This window comes from Azonexus sp., assembly GCF_041909095.1.
Lineage (GTDB): Bacteria > Pseudomonadota > Gammaproteobacteria > Burkholderiales > Rhodocyclaceae > Azonexus.
The window spans coordinates 123,307-146,497 of the sequence record NZ_JAYREB010000003.1; the positions used below are offsets into that span (position 1 = coordinate 123,307).

At 63.3% G+C, this 23,191-nt stretch carries 26 protein-coding genes and 1 pseudogene; 15 read left to right on the plus strand and 12 right to left on the minus strand.

All coding sequences use genetic code 11. The annotated features are described in order from the left end of the window. Positions 1-56: 56 nt before the first annotated feature. The gene (gene lptF, locus ACE3OV_RS08785; RefSeq protein ID WP_374326620.1) at positions 57-1,139 is read left to right on the plus strand and encodes an LPS export ABC transporter permease LptF; all 1,083 of its coding nucleotides are present in this window, start codon (positions 57-59) and stop codon (positions 1,137-1,139) included. Beyond that, positions 1,139-2,224, plus strand: coding sequence for an LPS export ABC transporter permease LptG (gene lptG / locus ACE3OV_RS08790; RefSeq protein ID WP_374326621.1), 1,086 nt, complete (start codon positions 1,139-1,141; stop codon positions 2,222-2,224). The genes lptF and lptG overlap by 1 nt, the downstream gene beginning before the upstream one ends. On the opposite strand, the gene ACE3OV_RS08795 is transcribed toward lptG, so the two are convergent. The 4 genes and pseudogenes from ACE3OV_RS08795 to ACE3OV_RS08810 all read right to left on the minus strand — a co-directional run. After that, a complete protein-coding gene (locus ACE3OV_RS08795; RefSeq protein ID WP_374326623.1) occupies positions 2,174-2,635 on the minus strand; it encodes an RDD family protein in 462 nt (153 codons plus the stop codon). The two genes, lptG and ACE3OV_RS08795, sit on opposite strands and share 51 nt — an antisense overlap. A gap of 15 nt (positions 2,636-2,650) precedes the next feature. Next, positions 2,651-3,136 carry a DUF3106 domain-containing protein gene (locus tag ACE3OV_RS08800; protein ID WP_374326624.1) on the minus strand — a complete coding sequence of 162 codons (486 nt, stop codon included), beginning with the start codon at positions 3,134-3,136 and terminating at the stop codon, positions 2,651-2,653. Further along, positions 3,133-3,552, minus strand: coding sequence for a DUF3619 family protein (locus tag ACE3OV_RS08805; RefSeq protein WP_374326625.1), 420 nt, complete (start codon positions 3,550-3,552; stop codon positions 3,133-3,135). The genes ACE3OV_RS08800 and ACE3OV_RS08805 overlap by 4 nt, the downstream gene beginning before the upstream one ends. Next, positions 3,549-4,115 (minus strand): annotated as a pseudogene (locus ACE3OV_RS08810) (RNA polymerase sigma factor); the annotation flags it as partial. The gene ACE3OV_RS08805 and the pseudogene ACE3OV_RS08810, both read right to left, overlap by 4 nt. A gap of 111 nt (positions 4,116-4,226) precedes the next feature. On the opposite strand from ACE3OV_RS08810, the gene ilvB reads away from it, so the two are divergent. From ilvB to ACE3OV_RS08835, 5 genes are all read left to right on the plus strand, one after another. After that, positions 4,227-5,927 (plus strand): biosynthetic-type acetolactate synthase large subunit, encoded by a 1,701-nt coding sequence (ilvB, locus tag ACE3OV_RS08815; RefSeq protein ID WP_374326626.1) that lies wholly within the window; start codon positions 4,227-4,229, stop codon positions 5,925-5,927. 13 nt (positions 5,928-5,940) lie between these two features. Next, positions 5,941-6,432, plus strand: coding sequence for an acetolactate synthase small subunit (ilvN, locus tag ACE3OV_RS08820; protein WP_374326627.1), 492 nt, complete (start codon positions 5,941-5,943; stop codon positions 6,430-6,432). A 22-nt stretch (positions 6,433-6,454) separates the two neighbouring features. Then, positions 6,455-7,471 (plus strand): ketol-acid reductoisomerase, encoded by a 1,017-nt coding sequence (gene ilvC / locus ACE3OV_RS08825; protein ID WP_374326628.1) that lies wholly within the window; start codon positions 6,455-6,457, stop codon positions 7,469-7,471. A 184-nt stretch (positions 7,472-7,655) separates the two neighbouring features. Then, entirely contained in the window at positions 7,656-8,408 is a 753-nt protein-coding gene (pssA, locus tag ACE3OV_RS08830; RefSeq protein WP_374326629.1) for a CDP-diacylglycerol--serine O-phosphatidyltransferase, read from the plus strand. 16 nt (positions 8,409-8,424) lie between these two features. Further along, a complete protein-coding gene (locus ACE3OV_RS08835; protein ID WP_374326630.1) occupies positions 8,425-9,969 on the plus strand; it encodes a 2-isopropylmalate synthase in 1,545 nt (514 codons plus the stop codon). Positions 9,970-9,996: 27 nt separating this feature from the next. Here ACE3OV_RS08835 and ACE3OV_RS08840 read toward each other — a convergent pair whose 3' ends face one another. From ACE3OV_RS08840 to ACE3OV_RS08850, 3 genes are read right to left on the minus strand one after another with little or no spacing between them, the layout of a single operon-like run. After that, on the minus strand, positions 9,997-10,356 hold the full coding sequence (locus ACE3OV_RS08840) for a DUF2069 domain-containing protein (protein ID WP_374326631.1): 360 nt from the start codon (positions 10,354-10,356) through the stop codon (positions 9,997-9,999). Next, on the minus strand, positions 10,353-10,949 hold the full coding sequence (gene wrbA / locus ACE3OV_RS08845; protein ID WP_374326633.1) for an NAD(P)H:quinone oxidoreductase: 597 nt from the start codon (positions 10,947-10,949) through the stop codon (positions 10,353-10,355). The genes ACE3OV_RS08840 and wrbA overlap by 4 nt, the downstream gene beginning before the upstream one ends. A 23-nt stretch (positions 10,950-10,972) precedes the next feature. Next, a complete protein-coding gene (locus ACE3OV_RS08850) occupies positions 10,973-12,484 on the minus strand; it encodes a hypothetical protein (protein ID WP_374326634.1) in 1,512 nt (503 codons plus the stop codon). A 143-nt stretch (positions 12,485-12,627) separates the two neighbouring features. On the opposite strand from ACE3OV_RS08850, the gene rpsP reads away from it, so the two are divergent. The 4 genes from rpsP to rplS are packed head-to-tail and all read left to right on the plus strand — an operon-like array spanning position 12,628 to position 14,572. Beyond that, complete coding sequence (gene rpsP / locus ACE3OV_RS08855) at positions 12,628-12,879, plus strand: 30S ribosomal protein S16 (RefSeq protein ID WP_374326635.1); 252 nt, start codon at positions 12,628-12,630, stop codon at positions 12,877-12,879. Between the two features lie 13 nt (positions 12,880-12,892). Next, a complete protein-coding gene (gene rimM, locus ACE3OV_RS08860; protein WP_374326636.1) occupies positions 12,893-13,405 on the plus strand; it encodes a ribosome maturation factor RimM in 513 nt (170 codons plus the stop codon). Next, entirely contained in the window at positions 13,402-14,178 is a 777-nt protein-coding gene (gene trmD, locus ACE3OV_RS08865; RefSeq protein ID WP_374326637.1) for a tRNA (guanosine(37)-N1)-methyltransferase TrmD, read from the plus strand. The genes rimM and trmD overlap by 4 nt, the downstream gene beginning before the upstream one ends. Before the next feature lie 22 nt (positions 14,179-14,200). Continuing rightward, the gene (rplS, locus tag ACE3OV_RS08870) at positions 14,201-14,572 is read left to right on the plus strand and encodes a 50S ribosomal protein L19 (RefSeq protein ID WP_374326638.1); all 372 of its coding nucleotides are present in this window, start codon (positions 14,201-14,203) and stop codon (positions 14,570-14,572) included. A 109-nt stretch (positions 14,573-14,681) separates the two neighbouring features. Here the strand turns inward: rplS and folE2 are convergent, their stop codons facing one another. From folE2 to xseB, 4 genes are read right to left on the minus strand one after another with little or no spacing between them, the layout of a single operon-like run. Further along, positions 14,682-15,476 (minus strand): GTP cyclohydrolase FolE2, encoded by a 795-nt coding sequence (folE2, locus tag ACE3OV_RS08875; protein ID WP_374326639.1) that lies wholly within the window; start codon positions 15,474-15,476, stop codon positions 14,682-14,684. Between the two features lie 16 nt (positions 15,477-15,492). Further along, positions 15,493-17,349 (minus strand): 1-deoxy-D-xylulose-5-phosphate synthase, encoded by a 1,857-nt coding sequence (dxs, locus tag ACE3OV_RS08880; protein ID WP_374326640.1) that lies wholly within the window; start codon positions 17,347-17,349, stop codon positions 15,493-15,495. 2 nt (positions 17,350-17,351) lie between these two features. Further along, positions 17,352-18,212, minus strand: a complete 861-nt coding sequence (locus ACE3OV_RS08885; protein ID WP_374326802.1) for a polyprenyl synthetase family protein — start codon at positions 18,210-18,212, stop codon at positions 17,352-17,354. A gap of 20 nt (positions 18,213-18,232) precedes the next feature. Further along, complete coding sequence (gene xseB / locus ACE3OV_RS08890; protein WP_374326641.1) at positions 18,233-18,448, minus strand: exodeoxyribonuclease VII small subunit; 216 nt, start codon at positions 18,446-18,448, stop codon at positions 18,233-18,235. A gap of 127 nt (positions 18,449-18,575) precedes the next feature. Here xseB and ACE3OV_RS08895 point away from each other — a divergent pair, with 127 nt between their 5' ends. The 4 genes from ACE3OV_RS08895 to ACE3OV_RS08910 all read left to right on the plus strand — a co-directional run bounded on the left by ACE3OV_RS08895 (position 18,576) and on the right by ACE3OV_RS08910 (position 21,901). Next, complete coding sequence (locus ACE3OV_RS08895) at positions 18,576-19,712, plus strand: aromatic ring-hydroxylating dioxygenase subunit alpha (RefSeq protein ID WP_374326642.1); 1,137 nt, start codon at positions 18,576-18,578, stop codon at positions 19,710-19,712. A gap of 120 nt (positions 19,713-19,832) precedes the next feature. Next, positions 19,833-20,684, plus strand: a complete 852-nt coding sequence (locus tag ACE3OV_RS08900; protein ID WP_374326644.1) for a DMT family transporter — start codon at positions 19,833-19,835, stop codon at positions 20,682-20,684. A gap of 30 nt (positions 20,685-20,714) precedes the next feature. Next, complete coding sequence (locus ACE3OV_RS08905) at positions 20,715-21,065, plus strand: STAS/SEC14 domain-containing protein (RefSeq protein ID WP_374326646.1); 351 nt, start codon at positions 20,715-20,717, stop codon at positions 21,063-21,065. Continuing rightward, positions 21,062-21,901 (plus strand): sulfurtransferase, encoded by an 840-nt coding sequence (locus ACE3OV_RS08910; RefSeq protein WP_374326647.1) that lies wholly within the window; start codon positions 21,062-21,064, stop codon positions 21,899-21,901. The genes ACE3OV_RS08905 and ACE3OV_RS08910 overlap by 4 nt, the downstream gene beginning before the upstream one ends. Before the next feature lie 9 nt (positions 21,902-21,910). Here the strand turns inward: ACE3OV_RS08910 and ACE3OV_RS08915 are convergent, their stop codons facing one another. Then, positions 21,911-23,173 carry an HD-GYP domain-containing protein gene (locus ACE3OV_RS08915; protein ID WP_374326648.1) on the minus strand — a complete coding sequence of 421 codons (1,263 nt, stop codon included), beginning with the start codon at positions 23,171-23,173 and terminating at the stop codon, positions 21,911-21,913. Positions 23,174-23,191 lie beyond the last annotated feature (18 nt).

The window sequence follows — 23,191 nt, forward strand, 5'->3', positions numbered from 1 at the left end:
AGGGAAATATCGGCATCCCGTGGATTATCCACGCAATTTTTCGGTTTCGTCAAAGCATGATATTCGAACGCGCCGCGCGGCGCGAATTCGCCCAGGCAGCGGCCGGCATCGTCGTCGTTTTGCTGGCCATCGTCACTTCGATCCAGTTGATCCGCCTGCTCAAGGATGCGGCCGGCGGCGAGCTTGCGCCGGAAGGCGTGCTGGCCTTGCTCGGCTTCGCGCTGGTCAAGTTCCTGCCGATGCTGCTCAGCCTGACCCTGTTTGTTGCCGTTTTGATGTCGCTGTCACGAATGTACCGCGATTCGGAAATGGTCGTCTGGTTGAACAGCGGCATGTCCCTGACTACCTGGATTCGGCCGGTGTTGCGTTTCGCGTTGCCGATCATGCTGACCGTCGCTGTCTTGTCGCTGGTTCTGGCGCCCTGGGCCAATCAGGCGCAGAGTGAGTTTCAGGCCGGTCTTTCCGCCCGCTCCGAACTGTCTTCGGTATCGCCCGGTACCTTCAAGGAAGTACGCGGCGGCCGTCAGGTTTATTTCATCGAACGGCTCGACGATGTCGCGGGCAGGATCGGTAATGTTTTCGTGGCCTCGGTGCAGGAGGGCAAGCTCGGTGTCGTCATGTCCGATTCCGGTGCTCAGGAGATTCGGGAGGACGGCAGTCGTTTCCTGGTTCTGCAGCGCGGGCGGCGCTATGAAGTCGAGCCGGGGAGTGCGGCTTTCCGGATCATGGATTTTGAGCGCTATCTGGTGCGCGTCGAGGATGCCGAAGTCCAGCCGAAGGGGCCGTCGCCGCGCCGCATGCCACTGCTGGAATTGATTCAGGAAAGCGGGCCGGAAATGCGTGGTGAGCTGTTATGGCGGGTTTCGTTGCCGGTGGCGGCGGTCATCCTCGCATTGCTGGCGATTCCGCTTTCCTATGTCAATCCGCGCGCCGGACGTTCGGCCAACATGTTGATTGCCGTGATTGTTTATGCCATCTACAGCAACCTGATCTCGATCTGCCAGGCCTGGGTGGCTGGCGGCAAGCTGCCGTTCGCGGTCGGTGTGCTGTTGCCGCATCTGCTGATGCTGTTGCCGCTCGGACTGCTCTTCTATCGTCGTACTTTCGGGGCATTTACCTGGCGGAGGCAGCGATCCTGATGATGCGCGGCATGACCTATCAGCGCTATCTGGTGCGCGAGACGATGCTGGCCATCCTGCTCGTGCTGTTTGCCCTGGTCGCCCTGTTCAGTTTCTTCGATTTCGTCGAGGAACTGCGCTGGGTGGGGCGTGGGCGATACGGTGTCGGCAGTGCCATGCTGATCGTCACGGCGGCGTTGCCTGGCCTGGTTTATGAACTGATCCCGGTGGCCTGCCTGATCGGCACGCTGTACGCGCTGGCAACGCTCGCCCGGCATTCGGAAATCACCGTCCTGAGGGCTTCCGGCCTGACCACCGGACAATTGCTGCGCACCCTCTACCGGGCGGCGATCCTGCTGGCGCTGGCAACCTTCGTTCTGGGCGAGACGCTGGTTCCGCTGAGCGATCGTCTGGGGCAGGAGGTCAAGGCCGGTGCCATGAACAAGTCCTTTGCCCAACAGGGCTTCATCAGCGGTGTCTGGGTCAAGGACGGCAAGGATTTCATCAATGTGCGCAATGCGGTGAATGAAAGTTATCTGGAAGGCGTGCGCATCTATCGCTTTGATCAGGACAACGCGCTGCGCTCGGTGACCGAAGCGGCTTCGGCTTCCTACGTCGAACGCAGTGGCTGGCTGATGAAGGATGTCGTGCGGACCGAACTGACGGGCGATCAAGCAAGTGTCGTCCGCCTCGCCAGCGATCTCTGGCAATCGTCGATCACGCCGGCCTTGCTGTCGGTGCTGATGGTTGCGCCGGAGCGCATGTCGCTTTACGACCTGTTCGGCTACACCCGCCACCTGTCGGCCAACCGGCAGACCACTGAACGCTACGAGATCGCCATCTGGAAGAAGATCTTTTACCCGCTGGCCTCGCTGGTGATGGTGACGCTGGCCCTGCCTTTCGGCTACTTCCATGACCGGGTCGGCGGCGTCAGCCTGAAAATCTTTGGCGGGGTCATGCTTGGCATCGCCTTTTACGCGCTCAATGGCCTCTTTTCCAATCTCGGTGTGATCAACGCCTGGCCTCCATTCGCCAGCGCGGCGGCGCCGTCGGCGCTATTTCTTCTGGCTGCCGCGAGCCTGATCTGGTGGGTCGAGCGGCGCTGAGTCGGCGCGGACGATGCGGGTTCCGGCAATCCGGTCGTGCAGGAAGAGCCCTTCACGATCGATGAGCGCCCAGAAGATGCCGATGCCGAACAGGCAGATGCTGGGCCAGGCTGCCATGTAGCGCAGGATGGCCTGCAGCGGGCGCGGCGGCGCGCCGCTGTGGTCGACCAGGCGTAGTTTCCAGGTTTTCATCGGCAAGGTCTGGCCGCCGTGCAGCCAGCACCACACGAAATACACCAGCAAGACCAGGAAGATATGCAGCCATTGCTGTTTGCCGCTGGGTTGAAAGCCGAAACCCTGCAGTACGATTTGCGGAAACAGGAAAAAAGCGATCAGGATGGCGAAAACAGCCAAGCCTTCGTAGAGCATGGCGCCCAGGCGGCGGCCGATGCTGGTGGGGTCGTGAATCATCGTCGGGCGGCGGGGCTACTGCGGCAGCGGCGTTGCTTCCTCGCTGGCGGCAGGTTCCGGTGCGGGTGGCGGGGCGAGAAGGATAGCCGATTTGTGGCGTTCGCGGACGCCCTGTTTTTCCGCTTCCGGCAGGTTCTTGTAGGCTGTCCATTTCTTCTTGATCTGCTCCTGATGTTCGCTCGGCAGTTTGGACAGGTCGCGGTAATTGTCCCGCGCCCGGTTGCGCTGTTCCGGCGTCATCTTGGTCCAGTCGCGCATTCGTTTCTGGACGCGTTCCTGCTCCTTGGTGCCCATCGTCGGGTAACGGGAGGCGGTGCTCAGCCATTGCTTGCGGCGGATGTGCTCCATCTGGTTCCAGTCACCGGCGAGCGGCATCAGGATTTTGCGCTGCTCGACACTAAGCCCCGCCCAGTCCGGCTGCGGCGGGGTGCCGATCACTGCGCTGGTCGGAGGGTTGGCTTGCGCCGGGAGGGTGAAGGCCAGCAGCGCGGCCAGGATCATTCCTCCGAGAGCGCTTCTTCCGCCGTATCGTCCGTGTTGTCTATGAGCCATGCGAGAAATTCATTGTCCTGCAGTACATCCGGTGGAAGATCGTCGGCCAGCAGGGCGCTGTCCGTCGCGGCGATTTCGGCGACATACTGTTCGCTGTGCCAGTAAAAGGACATCCACATGCCCAGCAGCAGGCCAAGGATTGCCAGTCCTTGCCGGAGTCCGGCCGGTAGTGAGCCTCTGCCGAAGGCGGCGGGGAACGAGAATCCGCTCGTGGTATTCGCCAGCAACTGGCTTTCCGCCTGCTTCTGCCGCGCCAGTGCCAGATGGCGGGCAGCCTCCAGGCGCCGGGCGCTGGCCGGTGAAATGTCCTGCAGGCCGTGGTCGAGTGCCTGCTTGATGCGATATGCCTGTCTTTCTTCATTCATAACTTGATCCCCTTCGCCGACAAGGCGGCAGCCAGCGTGTGCGTGGCCCGCGAGCAATGTGTCTTGACGCTCCCCTCAGAGCAACCCATCGCGTTCGCCGTCTCGGCAACATCCAATTCCTCCCAGTAACGCATGACAAAGGCTTCGCGTTGACGTGGCGGCAACTTTTTTAGTTCATCTTCGATCAGTGCCAGCGTTCTTGCTTGGTACAGCTGGCTTTCCGGCGTTTCAGGGTGGTCGATTTCCTGGCTGGACTGGAGTATTTCAAGGGGGTCCTGGTCATCATCGTCGGAGGTGAAGGCCGAGAGTGCCGTGGTCCATAAGGCCCTGACCTTGCTGCGCCGAAAGTGGTCGCGGATGGTGTTCTGCAGGATGCGCTGGAAGAGCAGGGGGAGTTCCGTTTCCGGGCGGTCCCCGTATTTCTCGGCGAGCTTCATCATCGCATCCTGCACGATGTCGAGCGCGACTTCCTCGTCTCTGACCGCATACACGGCCTGTTTGAAGGCGCGCCGCTCGGTGTTCTCGAGAAAACTTGAGAGCTGGTACGGGGTGGCCAGGGTGGGGCTTTCTGACTGGGGGTTGGGGTCGTAGGGTCAAGGATTGAATCTTGACCGCACGGGGGGGTGTCGATTAAGGTTATGCCCTTTTAGGTTAACTGCTTTTTGGGCTCGAGTATGATGATCAGCGGTGCGGAAATTGTAATCAGGTGCCTGCAGGAAGAAAAGGTCGACTGCGTGTTCGGATACCCTGGCGGTTCCGTCCTGCACATTTACGATGCGCTCTTCAAGCAGGATCAGGTCAAGCACGTTCTGGTGCGCCACGAACAGGCCGCCGTGCATGCGGCGGATGCCTATTCGCGCTCCTCGCAGCGTGTCGGCGTGGCGCTGGTGACTTCCGGTCCGGGTGTCACCAATACGGTGACTGGGATCGCCACTGCCTACATGGATTCGATCCCGATGGTCGTGCTGTGCGGCCAGGTGCCGACTGCCTACATCGGCCAGGATGCCTTCCAAGAGTGCGACACGGTCGGCATTACCCGGCCCTGCGTCAAGCACAACTTCCTGGTCAAGGACGTCAAGGATCTGGCGGTCACCATCAAGAAGGCTTTCCATATCGCCGCCACCGGTCGCCCCGGTCCGGTCGTCATCGACATCCCGAAGGATGTCACGGCGCAGATGTGCGATTTCGAGTATCCGAAGACGATCCAGATGCGCTCGTACAATCCGGTCGTCAAGGGGCATCTCGGTCAGATCAAGAAAGCCGTGCAGATGCTGCAGGAAGCCAAGCGGCCGATCATTTACACCGGCGGTGGCGTGATCCTGTCCGACGCTGCCGACAAGCTGACGCAGCTGGCGCAGAAGCTCGACTTCCCGGTCACCAACACGCTGATGGGCCTCGGCGGCTATCCTGCCACCGACCGTCAGTTCGTCGGTATGCTCGGCATGCACGGCACCTTCGAAGCCAACAACGCGATGCACTACGCCGACGTGATCCTGGCTGTCGGCGCCCGTTTCGACGACCGCGTGATCGGCAATCCGGAGCACTTCGGCGGTGAAAAGCGTCGCGTCATCCACATCGACATCGATCCATCGTCGATCTCCAAGCGGGTCAAGGTCGATGTGCCCATCGTCGGCAACGTCGCCGACGTGCTCGACGAAATGCTCAAGCTGCTCGACGGCGGTTGCAAGACCGATCCGGAAGTTGCCGACTGGTGGAAGCAGATCGACGAATGGCGCGGCCGCAAGTCGCTGGCCTATCGTCAGACCAAGCACATCATGCCGCAGTACGTGGTCGAGAAGCTTTACGAAGTGACCGGTGGTGACGCCTTCATTACTTCCGATGTTGGCCAGCACCAGATGTTCGCCGCGCAGTACTACAAGTTTGACAAGCCGCGGCGCTGGATCAATTCCGGCGGTTTGGGCACGATGGGCGTCGGCCTGCCGTATGGCATGGGCGTGCTGATGGCCAACCCCGGGGCTCAGGTTGCCTGCATCACCGGCGAAGGTTCGATCCAGATGTGCATCCAGGAGATGTCCACCTGCAAGCAGTACGAACTGCCGGTCAAGATCATCAATCTGAACAACGGCATGCTTGGCATGGTCCGCCAGTGGCAGGAGATGTTCTACTCCAAGCGCTATTCGCAGTCCTACGTCACCTCGCTGCCGGACTTCGTCAAGCTGGCCGAAGCCTACGGTCACGTCGGCATGCGCATCGAGAAGCCGGAAGACGTCGAGCCGGCGCTGCGCAAGGCCTTCACCGAGCACAAGAACGACCTGGTCTTCATGGACTTCATCATCGACCCGGGTGCCAACGTCTTCCCGATGGTCGCGGCGGGCAAGGGCCTGACCGAAATGATCCTGGCCGAAGAACTGTAAGCAGGGAAAACGCATGAGACACATCATTTCCATCCTGATCGAAAACGAAGCCGGCGCCTTGTCCCGGGTGGCTGGCCTGTTCTCGGCCCGCGGCTACAACATCGAATCGCTGACCGTGGCACCGACGGAAGATCCCTCGCTGTCCCGGATGACCATCCTGACCTCGGGCTCGGACGACGTGCTCGAGCAGATCACCAAGCAGCTCAACAAGCTGGTCGACGTGGTCAAGGTGGTCGATCTCTCGGAGGCCGCGCATGTCGAGCGCGAGCTGATGCTGATCAAGGTCCGCGCCACCGGCAAGGACCGCGAAGAGATGAAGCGGATGGCCGACATCTTCCGCGGCCGCATCATCGACGTCACTGAATCGACCTACGTCATTGAACTGACCGGGGCGAGCAGCAAGCTGGATTCGTTCATCGCCGGGCTGGATGCCGGCCTGATTCTCGAAACCGTCCGTACCGGTGTCTGTGGCATCGGTCGCGGCGATCGCATTCTCAAAGTCTGATTTATACCCATAAGAGGATTCCATGAAAGTTTATTACGACAAGGACGCCGACCTCTCCCTGATCAAGGGCAAGAACGTCACCATCGTCGGCTACGGCTCGCAAGGCCATGCCCACGCCCAGAACCTGCGTGACTCGGGCGTCAACGTCACCGTCGGCCTGCGCAAGAGCGGTGCTTCCTGGGCTAAGGCCGAAGGCGCCGGCCTCAAGGTTGCCGAAGTCAAGGATGCCGTCGCTGCCGCCGATCTGGTCATGATCCTGCTGCCGGACGAGAACATCCCCGAGGTCTACAAGAACGACGTCGAGCCGAACATCAAGCCGGGCGCCACCCTGGCTTTCGCTCACGGCTTCAACGTGCATTACAACCAGGTCGTGCCGCGCGCCGACCTCGACGTGATCATGGTCGCCCCGAAGGGCCCGGGCCACACCGTGCGTTCCGAATACCTGAAGGGCGGCGGCGTGCCGTCGCTGATCGCCATCTACCAGGACAAGTCCGGCAAGGCCAAGGACATCGCCCTGTCCTACGCGGCTGCCAACGGCGGCACCAAGGGTGGCGTGATCGAGACCAACTTCCGCGAAGAAACCGAAACCGACCTGTTCGGTGAGCAGGCTGTTCTGTGCGGCGGCGCCGTCGAGCTGGTCAAGATGGGCTTCGAAACCCTGGTCGAAGCCGGCTACGCGCCGGAAATGGCCTACTTCGAGTGCCTGCACGAACTGAAGCTGATCGTCGATCTGATGTACGAAGGCGGTATCGCCAACATGAACTACTCGATCTCGAACAACGCCGAGTACGGCGAGTACGTGACCGGTCCGGAAGTCATCAACGCGCAGTCGCGCGAAGCCATGCGCAACGCCCTGAAGCGCATCCAGACTGGCGAGTACGCCAAGATGTTCATCCTTGAAGGCCGTACCAACTATCCTTCGATGACGGCGCGTCGTCGCCTGAACGCTGTCCATCCGATTGAAACGGTCGGCGGCCAGCTGCGCGACATGATGCCGTGGATCAAGAAGAACAAGCTGGTCGATCAGTCCAAGAACTAATTGGATAGTCGCCGGCTCCACGGAGCGTCGTTGCTTGGGCTCGCCGTACTAAGGTACTGTCTTCGCCCGCGCGCCTAGCTCCGTGTTCGCTTTGACACTTTGGGCGGTGTAGGAATCTGCACCGCCCAAATTGTTTGTGGGAAGGGTGTATCCTTGCACCGTTCCAGCTTTTCCCCCATTGTCCATGACCGAACTCAAACCCCGTAAGACCCTCTTCAATCCCGGGGTCAAGCGTCGCGGCATTTACCTGCTGCCCAACTTGTTCACCACGGCGGCGCTGTTCGCCGGCTTCTTTGCCATCGTCCAGGCGATGCAGGGCGACTTCGAGCGGGCAGCGATGGCGATCTTCATCGCCATGGTGCTCGACGGCCTTGATGGTCGCGTCGCGCGCCTGACCAACACGCAGTCGGCCTTCGGCGCCGAATATGATTCCCTGTCCGACATGGTCAGTTTCGGCGTCGCGCCAGCGCTGGTTGCCTATGAATGGGCGCTGCGCGACCTCGGGCGCATCGGCTGGATCGCTGCCTTCATCTACTGCGTCGGTGCCGCCTTGCGTCTGGCGCGCTTCAACACGACGCTGGAAGTGATGGACAAGCGCTTCTTCCAGGGCTTGCCCTCGCCGGCGGCGGCGGCGCTGGTCGCCGGCCTGGTCTGGGTGATGATCGTCGCCGGTGTGCCGGGCGGCGACGTGCGCTGGATCGCCTGCGCGCTGACCGTGCTGGCCGGCGTGACGATGATCTCCAACATCCGTTACTACAGCTTCAAGGACGTCAATCTGAAGAAGAGCGTGCCTTTCTTCTCGATTGCCGCGATCGCGCTGGTCTTCGCGCTGGTTGCCTACAGCCCGGAAATCGCGCTGTTCGCCTTCTTCGTCGGCTACTGCCTGTCCGGCTACATCCTGGCCGTCGTCGGTTTGTTGAAGCGCAAGCCGGTCTGAGACTCACGGAGTACCCATGAAACAACATCTGGTCATTTTCGACACCACCTTGCGCGACGGCGAGCAGAGTCCCGGTGCGTCGATGACGCGCGAGGAGAAGATTCGCGTCGCCCGCCAACTGGAAAAGATGCGCGTCGACGTGATCGAGGCCGGCTTCGCCGCCGCCTCGCCCGGCGATTTCGAGTCCATTCAGGCGATCGCCCAGGCGATCAAGGATTCGACGGTCTGTTCGCTGGCCCGCGCCAGCGAGAACGACATCGCCCGCTCCGGCGAGGCGATCCGCCCGGCCAAGTCGGGCCGCATCCACACCTTCATCGCGACCAGCCCGATCCACATGGAGAAGAAGCTGCGCATGAGTCCCGACCAGGTGGTCGAGCAGGCGGTCAAGGCGATCGGCTGGGCGCGGCAATATACCGACGACGTCGAATTCTCGGCCGAGGACGCTGGGCGTTCGGAAATCGACTTCCTGTGCCGCATCTTCGAGGCGGTGATCAAGGCCGGGGCAAAGACGATCAACGTCCCCGACACGGTCGGCTACAACATTCCCTCGCAGTACGCCGAGACCGTGCGCCAGTTGATCGAGCGCGTGCCGAATTCGGACAAGGTGATCTGGTCGGTGCACTGCCACAACGACCTCGGCCTCGCCGTGTCCAACTCGCTGGCCGCCGTGCTGGCCGGCGCCCGTCAGGTCGAATGCACGATCAACGGCCTCGGTGAGCGGGCCGGCAATGCCGCGCTGGAAGAAATCGTCATGGCCGTGCGTACCCGCGCTGACGTCTTCCCGGTCGAGACGCGGATCGACACGACGCAGATCGTCGCCGCCTCCAAGCTCGTCTCTCAGATCACCGGCTACCCGGTGCAGCCGAACAAGGCCGTCGTCGGTGCCAACGCCTTCGCCCACGAATCCGGCATCCACCAGGACGGCGTGCTCAAGCATCGCGAGACCTACGAGATCATGCGCGCCCAGGATGTCGGCTGGACGCAGAACAAGCTGGTGCTGGGCAAGCACTCCGGGCGCAACGCCTTCAAGTCGCGCCTGCAGGAACTGGGGATCGAACTCGACAGCGACGAGGTCCTGAATGCCGCTTTTGCCCGCTTCAAGGAACTGGCCGACAAGAAGCACGAAATTTTCGACGAAGACCTGCACGCGCTGGTCTCTGACGAAGTCGTGACGCCGGAGCAGGAGCATTACAAGCTGGTTTATTCGCGGGTCACTTCGGAAACCGGCGAGATGCCGCAGGCGACCGTCATCCTCAACGTCGGCGGCGTCGAGCACAAGGCCGAAGCCAGCGGTGGCGGGCCGGTCGATGCGACCTTCAAGGCCATCGAAAGCATCGCCGGCAGCGGTGCCGAGCTGCTGCTCTATTCGGTCAATGCGATCACCACCGGCACCGATGCTCAGGGTGAGGTGACGACGCGGCTGAGCAAGGGCGGTCGCATCGTCAATGGCAACGGTGCCGATACTGACATCGTCATCGCGTCAGCGCGTTCCTACCTGAATGCACTGAACAAGCTCGAATCGACGCTCGACAAGGTGCGCGCCCAGGGCGACGACATCTGAGTCACCGCGCCCCGGCGAAAGACCGCGTCACGACGACGCGGTTGCCGAGGGGTGGCGGGTGGCGCGCAAATACATCACCGCCGAGAAGAAGATGAGCACGGCGAGCACGGTTTCGCCGACAGCCAGCCATTGTGACAGGCCCTGCTCGCTGGTCGCCCGGGTCAGGCCTTCGAGCAGGTAGAGCTGGATCAGCAGCGACAGCCACTTGTAGGTGTAGCGCTTGCCGCGCAGGATGCCGAACAGCGGGGCCAGCAGGATGATGGCCTTGAGCGTCAGCCACGAGCCGCCCGGGCGCAAGGGCGCCAGCCAGCCTTCCCAGGCGAGGCAGAGGAAGATCAGGGCGATCAGCGCGGCGCTGGTCAGGTTCTGGTAAAAGCGCGCGTTCATGATTTCCCCAGTTGGACGACCAGTCGGGCCAGGCGCTGTCCCTGGACGAAGGCCAGGCGGCTTTCCTCCTCGCTCAGGGTCGGGTCACCGCTGCCGCCAGCAACATGGCTGGCGCCGTAGGGCGTGCCGCCGCTGCGCGTGGTCGATAATTCCGTTTCGGTATAGGGCAGACCCAGTAGCAGCATGCCGTGGTGCAGCAGTGGCAGCATCATGCTCAGTAGCGTGGCTTCGTTGCCGCCGTGCTGGCTGGCGCTCGACGTGAACACGCAGGCCGGTTTGCCGGCCAGGGTACCGTTCTGCCAGGCAGCGATGGTGCCGTCCCAGAAATATTTCATCGGTGCTGCCATGTTGCCGAAACGGACCGGGCTGCCCAGCGCCAGGCCGGCGCACTGCTCAAGATCGGCGGCCTCAACGTAGGGTGCACCTGCGTCGGGGATGCCGGGGGCGCTGCTTTCGCATACGGTGGAAACCCTGGGAACGGTACGCAGGCGGGCCTGCGCGCCGGCAACCGAATCGATGCCGCGGGCCAGGCGTTCGGCCAGGGCGCGGACCGAGCCACGGTGGCTGTAATAGAGGACGAGGATGTCGTGCATGGGGCGGATTATAGCCGCCGCGTTCAGTCCTCGCTGTCGGGCAGCAGGGTGAAGATTTCGACGATGCCGGTCTGTTCGCTCAGCGCGCCGGTCTGGACCTCCCGGATCTGCAGGTTGTCCTGTTCGATCAGCAGTACCATGCGTCGACGATTTTCCGCCAGGCTGCCCGCCGGGGTGATCAGCGATTGCGCCGGTCGTACCGGTGGAGCCTCCGGCAGGAGCAGGGCGGTGAGCGGGGCTAGTCCGCTTCGGCTGGGGTCGGCGATGCGAGCGGATAGTGCCCGCGTCGCCAGCACCTGCAGGCCGATTTCGATATGCTCGGGGTTTTCCGAAATTGCCCAGCGGACGATGCAGACATGCCAGTTGTCGACGCGCGGGGAAAATTCTTCGCGCGGCTGGATAGCGACGATGTCGCCGACGCGCAGCCGGGCCGTGCTGCCACTCATGTGCATCAGCGCATAGCCTTCCGGGCTTTCGTTGGTGACCATCCACTCGCTGACGTCGTCGCCGCCTTCCTCTCCTTGCAGCAGGCGGTGCAGCCCCTCCAGGCCAAGGCAGAGCCGGGCGCGATAGGCGTGGCGGCGCCGCGGAAAGCGGCGTCTGGCCGGGGCGCCCCAGAGTTTTTCGAGGCGGCGCATGACGCCGCGTCCGGCGGGTTCGTCTGCGATTTCCGGCAGGCCCAGGCTCTCGGCTGTGGTGCCGGCGGCGAGGGTGCTGGCGATGTTCCGTACCCCGGCGGCCAATTCACCTCCTGCAAAATACAAGGGTCTGATGCCTTCGCCGGGTTGGCGTCGCACCAGGGCATACGCCGGGCTGTCGCGCTCGAGGTCAATCCAGAAGACATCGTCACCGGGGGCGTCAGGCGGGGCCTCGGCGAGTTTGACCAAGTGTCCGAGGCGTTCGGTCAGGCTGCTGATCAGCAGCAGTTCGCCGGAGGAAAAGGAGGCTGGTTGGGCGATGGCCTGCAGCAGCGTGTCGGTGTACAAACGCTCGATGCTGGTGTTGCCGGCGGTGCCGCTGCGTTGTTCGATGCCGAGCCGGCGGGCGGTGCGGTAGGCGGCGTTGAGTTGCTGCCAAAGACCGTTGCCGGGTGGTGCTGCGATCAGGTGGTGGATGTGGATCTGGGTGGCTATCGTCTGGGCGGCGCGCCGCAGCGAAGCCTGCATGCGCTCGTCGGACAGATGGTCCTGCGGGTTGTAATGGGCGGCCAGTGAATTGAAATATTCCTGGGCCAGCATTTCGAGCAGTGTCAGCAGTGTCTTGATTTTCTGCCGGGTTTTGCGGCTGACCGGCAGAGCAGGGGGCTGCAGGCTGGGCAGTTCGGCTTGCAGCACGGATTCGGCATGGCCAAACAGCAGGTCGAGAAGTTTGACGTGAGGCGACGGTCCGATGGCGGCTTCACGCAGTTTGAGTACCTGCTGCAGAAGTTCGTCGGCGTCTTCGGAATGGCCGTGGGCGAGGGCCAGCCATTCCAGGATGCCCTTGACCAGTTCCTCGCTCTCCGGGGGAGCTTCCTTGTTTGTGCTTTTTGCCATGATTTGTAAAGAATAGCAAAAACTTACGCCCCCGACACCCGGTAGTGCTTGGGTATCTGGCGGGGCGGGTCTTAAGTGGCTTGTTTTTCATCGACAAACCGCTATAATCTCGCGTCTTTTTCCCAGCTTACGAAAGTATTCACATGGTCGTTATCCGTCTCGCACGTGGCGGCGCCAAGAAGCGCCCGTTCTACAACATGGTCGTCACCGATTCCCGCAATCGTCGCGACGGTCGTTTCGTCGAGCGCATCGGCTTCTACAACCCGGTCGCTTCCGGTGCTGCCGAGCAACTGCGCATTGCTGGCGATCGTCTGGCCTACTGGCTGGAGCAAGGCGCACAGCTGTCGCCGACCGCTGCCCGCCTGGTCAAGCAGAACGCCAAGCAGGCTGCCTGAGTTTCGTAACACCTTGTCCAGCAACGATATTGTCGTTCTTGGCAGACTTGCCGAGGCGTACGGAATCCAAGGCTGGATCAGGTTGCATCCTTACGGGGATGATCCGCTTGGCTGGCGTCGCATTCCGGTCTGGTATCTGGGCCGGGAAGGTGGGCCGTGGCGCGAGGCTGAATTGAATGGCCTGAAGGCGCACGGCGACGGCTTGGTGGTGTCGTTTGTCGGCATTTCCGACCGGACGGCGGCGGAAGGGTTGAAGGGTCAGTTGATCGGCGTGCCGCGTGAGGCCCTGCCAGAAACCGGCGACGACGAGTTTTACTGGGCTGACCTGCTTGGTCTGGCGGTGGTGAACGAAGAAGGCGCACTGCTTGGCAAGGTTGCCGGTCTGATCGAGACCGGTGCCAACGATGTGCTGCAAGTGGTAAATGAGGCCGGCGAGGAGAGGTTGTTGCCTTTCGTCGACGCGGTCGTGCTGGATGTTGACCGGCCGGGCGGCGTGATCCGGGTGGCCTGGGGTTGCGACTGGTGATCCGCTTCGACGGCGTGACCTTGTTTCCGGAGATGTTCGCAGCGGTCACGGAAAGCGGGATTACCCGCCGGGCACTGGAAGAAGGTCGTTGGGTCTGGCAGGCGTGGAATCCGCGCGATTACGCGGAAAACGCCTGGCGCCGGGTTGATGACCGGCCTTTCGGTGGCGGTCCGGGCATGCTGATGCAGGCGGCGCCGCTGGAAAAGGCGATCGCTGCGGCGAAGGCGGCTCAGGCTGCGGCAGGTTTCCCGGCGAGCCGGGTGATCTACCTGTCGCCGCAAGGTGCACCGCTGACCCATGAGCGGGTGATGCGCCTGGTGAGCGGTGGCGAAGGGCTGATCCTGCTCTGCGGCCGTTACGAAGGTATTGACGAGCGTCTGATCGAGCGCTGTGTCGATGAAGAAATATCGATCGGGGATTTCGTGCTCTCCGGTGGCGAGTTGCCGGCGATGGTGCTGATCGATGCCGTCGTCCGCCAGTTGCCGGGGGTGCTTGGTGATGCCGCCTCGGCGGTGGAAGATTCGTTTGTCGATGGTCTGCTGGATTGTCCGCACTACACCCGTCCCGAGGTTTACGAGGGAATGCCGGTGCCCGAGGTGCTGGTTTCCGGTGATCACAAGAGAATTCGTCGCTGGCGGCTAAAGCAGTCGCTGGCGCGGACCCGGAAGCGCCGTCCGGAGCTGTTTGCCGAATGGCTGGCGCAACGCAGTCTGACTGCGGAAGAGACGCAACTCCTCGCGGAAATTTCCGGTGCGGAGCAATGCGGTGAGTAATGTTTTACAAAAAGGATCTCACATGAACCTGATTCAACAGCTGGAACAAGAAGAAATCGCCCGCCTGGGCAAGACCATTCCCGAATTTGCCCCGGGCGACACCGTCGTCGTCCAGGTCAAGGTCAAGGAAGGTAACCGCGAGCGTCTGCAGGCTTACGAAGGCGTCGTCATCGCCAAGCGTAACCGTGGCCTGAACTCGTCCTTCATCGTCCGCAAGATTTCTTCCGGCGAAGGCGTCGAGCGTACCTTCCAGACCTATTCGCCGCTGGTCGCCTCGATCGAGCTGAAGCGTCGCGGCGATGTCCGTCGCGCCAAGCTGTACTACCTGCGCGAGCGTTCGGGCAAGTCGGCACGCATCAAGGAAAAGCTGCCGGCGAAGAAGGCTTCCGCCTGATCGACGGTTCGCAGCAATATCTGAAAAGGGGCTTCGGCCCCTTTTTTTGTTGACTGCGAACGATAAAAAAGGCGCCGCGGCGCCTTCGGGATGCTTGTCTCGGCGCGCTTCAGCCGGTCCGCTTGTCGCGCTCGATCAGCGCGTAGGCCGAGTGGTTGTGAATCGACTCGAAGTTTTCCGACTCGACCACGTAGCTGTCGATACGTGGCTCGGCGTTGAGGCGGGCGGCGACGTCGCGGACCATGTCTTCGACGAACTTCGGGTTGTCGTAGGCGCGCTCGGTGACGTACTTCTCGTCCGGGCGCTTCAACAGGCCGTAGAGTTCGCAGGAGGCTTCCGATTCCACTAGCTGGACCAGTTCCTCGACCCACATGAAGTCGTTGGTGCGGGCGGTGACGGTGACGTGCGAGCGCTGGTTGTGGGCGCCGCGCTCGGAAATCTTTTTCGAGCAGGGGCAGAGGCTGGTTACCGGTACGACGACCTTGACCGAGGTGACAATCTCGCCGCCACAGATGTCGCCGATGAAGGTGACGTCGTAGTCGAGCAGGCTCTGGACGCCGGAAACCGGTGCCGTCTTGTTGATGAAGTAGGGGAAGTTCATCTCGATGTGGCCGCTTTCCGCTTCCAGGCGGACGACCATGTCGCGCAGCATGGTCGGGAAGTTCTCGACCGAGATCTCGCGCTCGTGCGAGTTCAGTATCTCGACGAAGCGGGACATGTGCGTGCCCTTGAAATTGTGCGGCAGGCTGACGTACATGTTGAACACGGCGATCGTGTGCTGGATGCCTTCGGCCTTGTCCTGGACCTTGATCGGGTGGCGGATGGCCTTGATGCCGACCTTGTTGATCGCGATCTGGCGCGTGTCGGCGGAGCTTTGTACGTCGGGGATGGAAGTTGGGGTCATGGGGCTGTTCTGTCCGTTAGAGCGGGTTGTCGAGGCGTTCGCGCACGCGGTGCACGATGCCTTCCTTGTCGAGGCCAAGCTCGGCGAGGAGCTGGCCTTGTTCGCCGTGATCCACGAACTGGTCGGGAAGACCGAGGCGCAGCACGGCAGCGTTACTGCCAAGTTCGCCGAGCAGGCGTTCAATTTCCGAGCCGGCGCCGCCGATCACGGCATTTTCTTCGATGCTGACCAGCAGCGAATGGTTCCCGGCGAGTTCGCCGATCAGCGCGTTGTCGAGCGGTTTGATGAACCGCATGTTCACCACCGTTGCATCGAGCGCCTCACCGGCGGCGAGCGCCGCCGGTACCAGGCTGCCGAAGGCGAGCAGGGCGACCTTGCTGCCGCGACGCAGGACTTCGGCCTTGCCCAGCGGCAAGGTGTCGAGCTCGGACGCCGCTTTCTGGCCGGTGCCGCCCCCGCGCGGGTAGCGGACCAGCGTCGGGCCGTCGTGGGCGAAGGCGGTCGACAGCATGCGCCGGCATTCCGCTTCGTCGGCCGGCGCCATGATCGTCAGGTTGGGGATGCAGGCGGCGAAGGAGAGGTCGAAGCTACCGTGGTGGGTTGGCCCGTCGGCGCCGACCAGGCCGCCGCGGTCGACGGCGAAGACGACCGGCAGCTTCTGCAGCGCGACGTCGTGGATCAGCTGGTCGTAGGCGCGCTGCAGGAAGGTCGAGTAGATGGCGACCACCGGCTTCAGGCCTTCGCAGGCCAGGCCGGCGGCGAAGGTCACGGCGTGCTGTTCGGCGATGCCGACATCGTAGTAGCGGCCGGGGAATTCCTGGGCAAAGCGGACCAGGCCGGAGCCTTCGCGCATCGCCGGGGTGATCGCCACCAGGCGCGGGTCGGCGCGTGCCTGATCGCACAGCCAGTCGCCGAAGACCTGGGTGTAGGTCAGCTTGCCGCCGCCCTTGCCGGACTGGATGCCTTCGCCGGGCGCGAACTTGCCGACGCCGTGGTAAAGGATGGGGTCGCTCTCGGCGAGCTTGTAGCCCTGGCCCTTCTTGGTGATCACGTGGAGGAACTTCGGTCCCTTGATGCCCTTGAGGTTTTCCAGGGTCGGGATCAGCGCGTCGAGGTCGTGGCCGTCGATCGGTCCGTAGTAGTGGAAACCGAATTCCTCGAACAGTGTGCCCGGGGCGATCATGCCCTTGACGTGCTCCTCGGCGCGGCGTGCCAGTTCAAGCAGCGGTGGGGCGAAGCCGAGCATGTGGCGACCGGCGGAGCGGGCAGCGTTGAAGGTCTTGCTCGAAGTTAGCCGGGTCAGGATGTTGTTGAGCGCGCCGACCGGCGGCGAGATCGACATCTCGTTGTCGTTGAGGATGACCAGCATGTCGGCGTCGGCGACGCCGGCGTTGTTCAGTGCCTCGAAGGCCATGCCGGCGGACATCGCGCCGTCGCCGATGATGGCGATCACCTGGCGCGCCTCGCCCTTCTGCTTGGCGGCCAGCGCCATGCCCAGCGCCGCCGAGATCGAGGTCGACGAATGGCCGACGCCGAAGGTGTCGTATTCGCTCTCGCAGCGCTTGGGGAAACCGGCGATGCCGTGGCGCATGCGCAGCTTGTTCATGCCGGCGCGGCGCCCGGTCAACACCTTGTGTGGGTAGCACTGGTGGCCGACGTCCCAGACCAGGCGGTCTTCCGGCGTGTTGAAGACGTAGTGCAGGGCGATCGTCAACTCGACGGTGCCGAGGTTGGACGACAGGTGGCCGCCGGTGCCGGACACCGATTCGATCAGGAAGTCGCGCAGTTCGCCGGCCACCTGGCCGAGTTGCTTGCGCTCCAGGGCGCGCAGGTCGGCAGGGCGGTCGATGGTTTGCAGCAGCGGGTAAGTCATGTTCAGAATAGCCTGTGGCAGATGAAGTCGGCGAGCTGGATCAGCCGGTCGGCGCGCTGGCCGAAACAGGCGAGCGCTGCCAGCGCGTCGCTACGCAGTTCGTCGGCGTAGGCGCGGGCGCGTTCGAGGCCGAGCAGGGCGACATAGGTCGGTTTGTCGGCGGCTTCATCCTTGCCGGCGGTCTTGCCAAGGGTGGCGGTGCTCGCCGTGCAGTCGAGGATGTCGTCGACGACCTGGAAGAGCAGGCCGGCGCGCTTGGCGAAGCGGTCGAGCTGCAGCCGTTCGTTGTCGCTCAGGGGGGCGCCGGCCAGCGCGCCAAGCAACACGGCGGCGCGGATCAGGGCGCCGGTCTTCAGCGCGTGCATCAGTTCCAGTTCGACCTGTTCGAGCGGCTTGCCGACCGAGGCGAGGTCGATCGCCTGACCGCCGGCCATGCCGCGCGAGCCGCTGGCATGGGCGAGGAGGGTGATCATTTCCAGTTGGCGCTCGCCGAGCGGTTGGCTGGCGAGCAGTTCGAAGGCCAGCGTCTGCAGGCTGTCGCCGACGAGCAGCGCGGTTGGCTCGTCGTATTCGACGTGGCAGGTGGGCCGGCCGCGGCGCAGGACGTCGTCGTCCATGCATGGCAGGTCGTCGTGTACCAGCGAATAGGCGTGGATCAGTTCGACCGCGCAGGCGGCGACGTCAAGGCGGCCGGCATCGGCGCCGGCCAGTTCGCCGGCAGCGAAGACCAGCAGCGGGCGGACGCGCTTGCCGCCGCCCAGCGTGGCGTAGCGCATGGCGTCGTGCAGGCGTTGCGGAATCGTTTCGGCGGCGGGCAGGAAGCGCGCCAGCGCAGCTTCGGTACGGCCCTGCGTGGCGGCCATCCAGTCGGCAAAGGAAAGGCTCACTGGGCCTCCAGGGTGTTGCGATCGACGTCGCGGGCGACGCCGTTCTCGATGATGCGCACTTCTTCTTCGGCTTTCGCCAGCAGGTTCTGGCAATGCTGGATCAGCGCCATGCCGCGCCGATGCGCGGCAATCGATTCTGCCAGTTCGAACTGGCCGTTTTCCATGCTGGCGACGGTGGCTTCCAGTTCGGCCAGGGCGACCTCGAATTTCATCTCGGCTATCGGGGTGGGATCCATGACTTGGTCGTTCAGGAAACATATGAAAATACTCCATGCGGGGTATTTCGGTCAAATTCAGGATAAAATCGACATCCTTTTTTTAACCCGCTGGAGGCTAGGAATGTCCGACATGGCGACTTCGTCCCGGTTGGCCCCTGCAGTTTCCCAACTGCCGGTGGACTGGTATTTCGATGAACGGATTCATGCGCTGGAGAAGAAGCTCATCTTCGATGCCGGTCCGGGCTACGTCGGTCACCAGTTGATGGTGCCCGAAGCGGGGAATTACCGTACCCAGGAATGGAAAGACCACGGCCAGATGCTGCTCAACGGCGGCGCGGTCGGGCCGAATGCCGGCATCTGGCAGATGTCCAACGTCTGCCGCCATCGCCAGGCGATCATGCTGCAGGGCGCTGGCAAGCTCGACGGGCCGGTGGTCTGCCCGATTCACCGCTGGACCTATGAGCCGTCCGGCGAACTGATCGGCGCCCCGCATTTTCCGCAGAATCCCTGCCTCAACCTCGACAAGGTCAAGCTGGAGAACTGGAACGGCCTGCTCTTCAAGGGGCCGCGTTCGGCCAACGTCGATCTGGCCGGCATGCTGACCGCGCGTGATTTCGATTTTTCCGGCTACAAGCTCGACCACGTCGAGATGCACGAGTGCAACTACAACTGGAAGACCTTCATCGAGGTCTATCTGGAGGACTACCACGTCGTGCCCTACCACCCGGGGCTGGGCAACTTCGTCACCTGCGACGACCTGAGCTGGCAGTTCGGCGACTGGTACTCGGTGCAGAAGGTCGGCATCACCTCGCTGCTCAAGGAATCCACTTCCGGCGTCTATAACCGCTGGCAGAAGGTGGTCCGCGAATATTACGGCGACCGTGGGCAGACGCCGCCACAGGGCGCGGTATGGTTGACCTACTACCCGAACATCATGGTCGAGTGGTATCCGCACGTGCTGGTCGTGTCGACGCTGATCCCGCAGGGTGTGGACAAGACGATGAACGTCGTCGAGTTCTACTACCCCGAGGAAATCGTCGATTTCGAGCGCGAGTTCATCGAAGCCGAGCGCGCCGCCTACATGGAGACGGCGATCGAGGACGACGACATCGGCGAGCGCATGGACCGCGGCCGCAAGGCGCTGCTGGCCGACGGCAGGAACGAGGTCGGCCCCTACCAGAGCCCGATGGAGGACGGCATGCAGCACTTCCACGAGTTCTACCGGCGCATCATGCAGAAGGAAATCGAAGGCCGCTGAGCGGATTTTTCAGCCGCTTCCGCGGTCGACCGGGGCGTCGGGTAGAATCCGGCGCCCTTTTTCATTGTCTTTGCCGGTCGTGGCCCGAAGCCTGGCTGCGCCGTCCGAGTCGAGTCACGCATGCAATCCCTGTGGATGATCGCCGCCAGTTTCCTGTTCGCCTGCATGGGCGTTTGCGTCAAGCTGGCGGCGCAGACCCATTCGGCGGTCGAAATCACCTTCTACCGCAGTTTCATCGCCCTGCTGCTGATGTTCGGGCTGGTTCGCCTGCGCGGCGTCCGGCTGGCGACGCCGCACTGGCGCTGGCAGATCACTCGCGGTCTGGTCGGCTTCTCCGCCCTGTTCGCCTATTTCTACGCGATCACCCTGCTGCCGCTGGCGACCGCGGTGACGCTCAACTACACCTCGGCGATCTTCCTCGCGCTCTACCTGGCGCTCGCCGGCTGGCAGGTGCGACGCGGCATGCTCGGTGCGCTGGCGCTCGGTCTGGCCGGCGTCATTCTCTTGCTCAAGCCGACCTTTCAGGCCGAGCAGCTGGTCGGTGGTCTGGTCGGCCTCGCCTCCGGCGTGATGGCCGGGATGGCCTACTTCAGCGTGCGCGAACTGGGGGCGCGCGGTGAATCGGAAATCCGCACCGTCTTTTATTTCTCGCTCGTCGCCAGCGTCTGTGCCGCCGTCTGGCTCGCCTTCGGCGAGATCCACCCGGTCGACGCCGACAGCGGCCTGCTGCTGTTCGGTGTCGCCGGTTTCGCGACGCTCGCCCAGCTGGCGATGACGCGCGCCTATTCGCGCGGCAAGACCCTGCTGTCGGCAGCGCTGGCCTACTCCACGGTGATCTTTTCCAGCCTCGCCGGCATGCTGTTCTGGGGCGAAGTGCTGCCGGCGTCGGCGTGGGCGGCGATCGGCCTGATCCTCCTGTCGGGCATCGCGGCGACGCATTTTTCCCGTGCCAGCCCGGTGGAGCAGGATTAAACTGGGGCCACAACAACAACGGAGCAAACCATGATCGTCATCGACCACAAGGCCCACCGGGTCAATGTTTCGGTGTTCGGCGAATTCACGCTGGCCGACTATCGTGAATTCGAGGAAGTCGTCAATTACAAGATCAAGTTCGAAGGTCCGGTCGACCTGTTCTTCGACCTGACCAAGATGGGCACGCTGACGCTCGACGTCGCCTGGGAGGAAGTCAAGTTCTCGCGCGCCCATGCCAACGATTTCAATCGCGTCGCGGTGGTCACCGACAGCGAGTGGGTGACCTGGAGCGCCTGGATTTCGCAGACCTTCGTCAATGCCGACGTGCAGGTTTTCGACGATCCCGCCGCCGCCGACGAGTGGCTGGAAGGCGAGGCTTGAGCTTTGGTCCGCTGATCCGTCCGGCGCAGTTGCAGGCGCAGCTCGGCGAGCCCGGTTGCTGCATCGTCGATGTCCGCCATCAGCTGGCCGATGTCGGCTACGGCGAGCGGGCTTACAACGAAGCGCACCTGCCCGGCGCCTTCTTCCTGCATTGCGACCGTGACCTGTCGGGGCCGCTGAACGGCCGCAACGGGCGCCATCCGCTGCCCGATCCCGAGGTGCTGGCCGGCAAGCTGGCGGCGCTCGGCATCGGCAGGCAGACTCGGGTGGTCGCTTACGACGACGGCAACGGCATGATCGCCGGCCGTCTCTGGTGGCTGTTGCGCTGGCTCGGCCACGATGCCGTCGCTGTGCTCGATGGCGGCTGGGCGGCGTGGTGCCAGGCTGGCGGGGCTTTGAGTACGGCACGACCGAGTGCCGTGCCGGGCGACTTCCAGCCGCGTTTGCGCCCGTGGACGGTCGCTGTTGACGATGTCCTGGCCGGGTTGGGGGCGGCGGACCGGCGTTTGATCGACGCGCGAGCCGCCGACCGCTTTCGCGGCGAGAACGAAACCATCGATCCGGTGGCCGGCCATATTCCCGGTGCGAGCAATCGCTTCTTCGGCGACAACCTCGGCGCTGACGGCTTCTTCAAGCCGGCGGCCGAACTGGCCGCCGAATGGCGCGTGCTGCTTGCCGGCGATGCGCCGTCGGCGGTCGTTCATTACTGTGGTTCGGGTGTTTCCGCGTGCCAGAACATCCTCGCCATGGAAATTGCCGGCCTGCCCGGTTCGCGGCTCTACGGCGGCTCGTGGAGCGAGTGGTGCGCCGAGCCGGCGCGGCCGGTCGAGCGCTGAGCTTCTCGTTCAGGCCTGTTCGAAGAAGTGGTGGCGAACCCTGTCGTCGAGCAATCGGCGGCAGCCGGCTTCGTCGCAACATTGCAGCCGGGTGTGCAGCGTTTCGGCGATGTTCAGGAAGATGGCGGCGAGTGTCGGGTCGAAGTGGCTGCCGCTGTCCTGGCGAATGATCTCGATGGCGGCGGCGAACGGCATCGCCTCCTTGTACGGGCGGCGCGAGACCAGCGCATCGAAGACATCGGCAATGGCGAAGATGCGCGCCGCCAGGGGAATGTTTTCGCCACTCAGAGCGCGCGGGTAACCTTTGCCGTCCCATTTTTCGTGGTGGCCGGCAACCACGGCGGCCGCCTCGTCCAGCCAGCCGATGCCGGCGACGATCGCCTCGCCTTGCGCGACGTGGGTGCGCATGATCGTCATTTCCTCGGCGTCCAGCCGCCCGGGCTTGAGCAGGATGGCGTCGGGGATGCCGATCTTGCCGACATCGTGCAGGAAGCTGCCGACGATCAAGGCCTGCATTGCCGCTCGTTCCAGTCCCAGTGCTTCGCCGATGCAGGCGGCGATCCAGGCCACCCGGTAGTTGTGGGCGCCGGTGTCGGAATCGCGACGGGCGACGGCGCGGCCCAGCGCTTCCATCATCGACAGGTGCGATTCGAGCAGCGCTTCCGCCCGCCGCGAGTTTTCCGCCGACAGATGGACGACGAAGGGATAGATGGTCAGGCCGCAGAGCAAGGAGGCGGCGGCAACGATCAGAGCCATGGTTAGTGCGCCGCGCATCAGTTCTTCCTTCTGCCATTCCGGGACGATGCGCACGCCCTCGAAAAAGCCCGCCGGGCGCTTGGTATCACGCCCTTCCAGGGGGACGAAGATGCGCAGTATCCAGCCATGTTCGGGCAGCTTCAGGCTTTGATAACTGGGTGTCCGGTAATTCGGCCGGCCATGTTTGGGCAGCAGCGATTCGACGGCTTCGCCCGCCGGTGTTGTGGCCTCGGCCAGCTTGCGGCCGTCGGCATCGTAGATTTCGGCGATATCGAACAGGCCGCCGGTGATCGCCAGCGCCGCCTCGTCGGCACGCAGCGGCAACTGCTGTTCGGCGGGGAGGGCGAAGCTGTCGCGGTCGCCCAGGATGTGCCGGGATTCCTCCATGGCCAGGGAGACCATGTTTTCCTCGGCGATCTCGCGCGAAATCAGCCAGGCGAGGGGGGCGCTGATCAATGCGAGCAAGATGCTGATGGCGGCAATGCGGCGGGCGGCGCGTTGTTTGAAGGTGTTCATCGGAAGTTGGCGGCAGGC

Coding starts and splice junctions, on each gene's coding strand:
- lptF (WP_374326620.1), top strand. CDS start 57: ATGATATTCGAACGCGCCGCGCGGCGCGAATTCGCCCAGGCAGCGGCC.
- lptG (WP_374326621.1), top strand. CDS start 1,139: ATGATGCGCGGCATGACCTATCAGCGCTATCTGGTGCGCGAGACGATG.
- ACE3OV_RS08795 (WP_374326623.1), bottom strand. CDS start 2,635: ATGATTCACGACCCCACCAGCATCGGCCGCCGCCTGGGCGCCATGCTC.
- ACE3OV_RS08800 (WP_374326624.1), bottom strand. CDS start 3,136: ATGATCCTGGCCGCGCTGCTGGCCTTCACCCTCCCGGCGCAAGCCAAC.
- ACE3OV_RS08805 (WP_374326625.1), bottom strand. CDS start 3,552: ATGAATGAAGAAAGACAGGCATATCGCATCAAGCAGGCACTCGACCAC.
- ilvB (WP_374326626.1), top strand. CDS start 4,227: ATGATGATCAGCGGTGCGGAAATTGTAATCAGGTGCCTGCAGGAAGAA.
- ilvN (WP_374326627.1), top strand. CDS start 5,941: ATGAGACACATCATTTCCATCCTGATCGAAAACGAAGCCGGCGCCTTG.
- ilvC (WP_374326628.1), top strand. CDS start 6,455: ATGAAAGTTTATTACGACAAGGACGCCGACCTCTCCCTGATCAAGGGC.
- pssA (WP_374326629.1), top strand. CDS start 7,656: ATGACCGAACTCAAACCCCGTAAGACCCTCTTCAATCCCGGGGTCAAG.
- ACE3OV_RS08835 (WP_374326630.1), top strand. CDS start 8,425: ATGAAACAACATCTGGTCATTTTCGACACCACCTTGCGCGACGGCGAG.
- ACE3OV_RS08840 (WP_374326631.1), bottom strand. CDS start 10,356: ATGAACGCGCGCTTTTACCAGAACCTGACCAGCGCCGCGCTGATCGCC.
- wrbA (WP_374326633.1), bottom strand. CDS start 10,949: ATGCACGACATCCTCGTCCTCTATTACAGCCACCGTGGCTCGGTCCGC.
- ACE3OV_RS08850 (WP_374326634.1), bottom strand. CDS start 12,484: ATGGCAAAAAGCACAAACAAGGAAGCTCCCCCGGAGAGCGAGGAACTG.
- rpsP (WP_374326635.1), top strand. CDS start 12,628: ATGGTCGTTATCCGTCTCGCACGTGGCGGCGCCAAGAAGCGCCCGTTC.
- rplS (WP_374326638.1), top strand. CDS start 14,201: ATGAACCTGATTCAACAGCTGGAACAAGAAGAAATCGCCCGCCTGGGC.
- folE2 (WP_374326639.1), bottom strand. CDS start 15,476: ATGACCCCAACTTCCATCCCCGACGTACAAAGCTCCGCCGACACGCGC.
- dxs (WP_374326640.1), bottom strand. CDS start 17,349: ATGACTTACCCGCTGCTGCAAACCATCGACCGCCCTGCCGACCTGCGC.
- ACE3OV_RS08885 (WP_374326802.1), bottom strand. CDS start 18,212: ATGGCCGCCACGCAGGGCCGTACCGAAGCTGCGCTGGCGCGCTTCCTG.
- xseB (WP_374326641.1), bottom strand. CDS start 18,448: ATGAAATTCGAGGTCGCCCTGGCCGAACTGGAAGCCACCGTCGCCAGC.
- ACE3OV_RS08895 (WP_374326642.1), top strand. CDS start 18,576: ATGTCCGACATGGCGACTTCGTCCCGGTTGGCCCCTGCAGTTTCCCAA.
- ACE3OV_RS08900 (WP_374326644.1), top strand. CDS start 19,833: ATGCAATCCCTGTGGATGATCGCCGCCAGTTTCCTGTTCGCCTGCATG.
- ACE3OV_RS08905 (WP_374326646.1), top strand. CDS start 20,715: ATGATCGTCATCGACCACAAGGCCCACCGGGTCAATGTTTCGGTGTTC.
- ACE3OV_RS08915 (WP_374326648.1), bottom strand. CDS start 23,173: ATGAACACCTTCAAACAACGCGCCGCCCGCCGCATTGCCGCCATCAGC.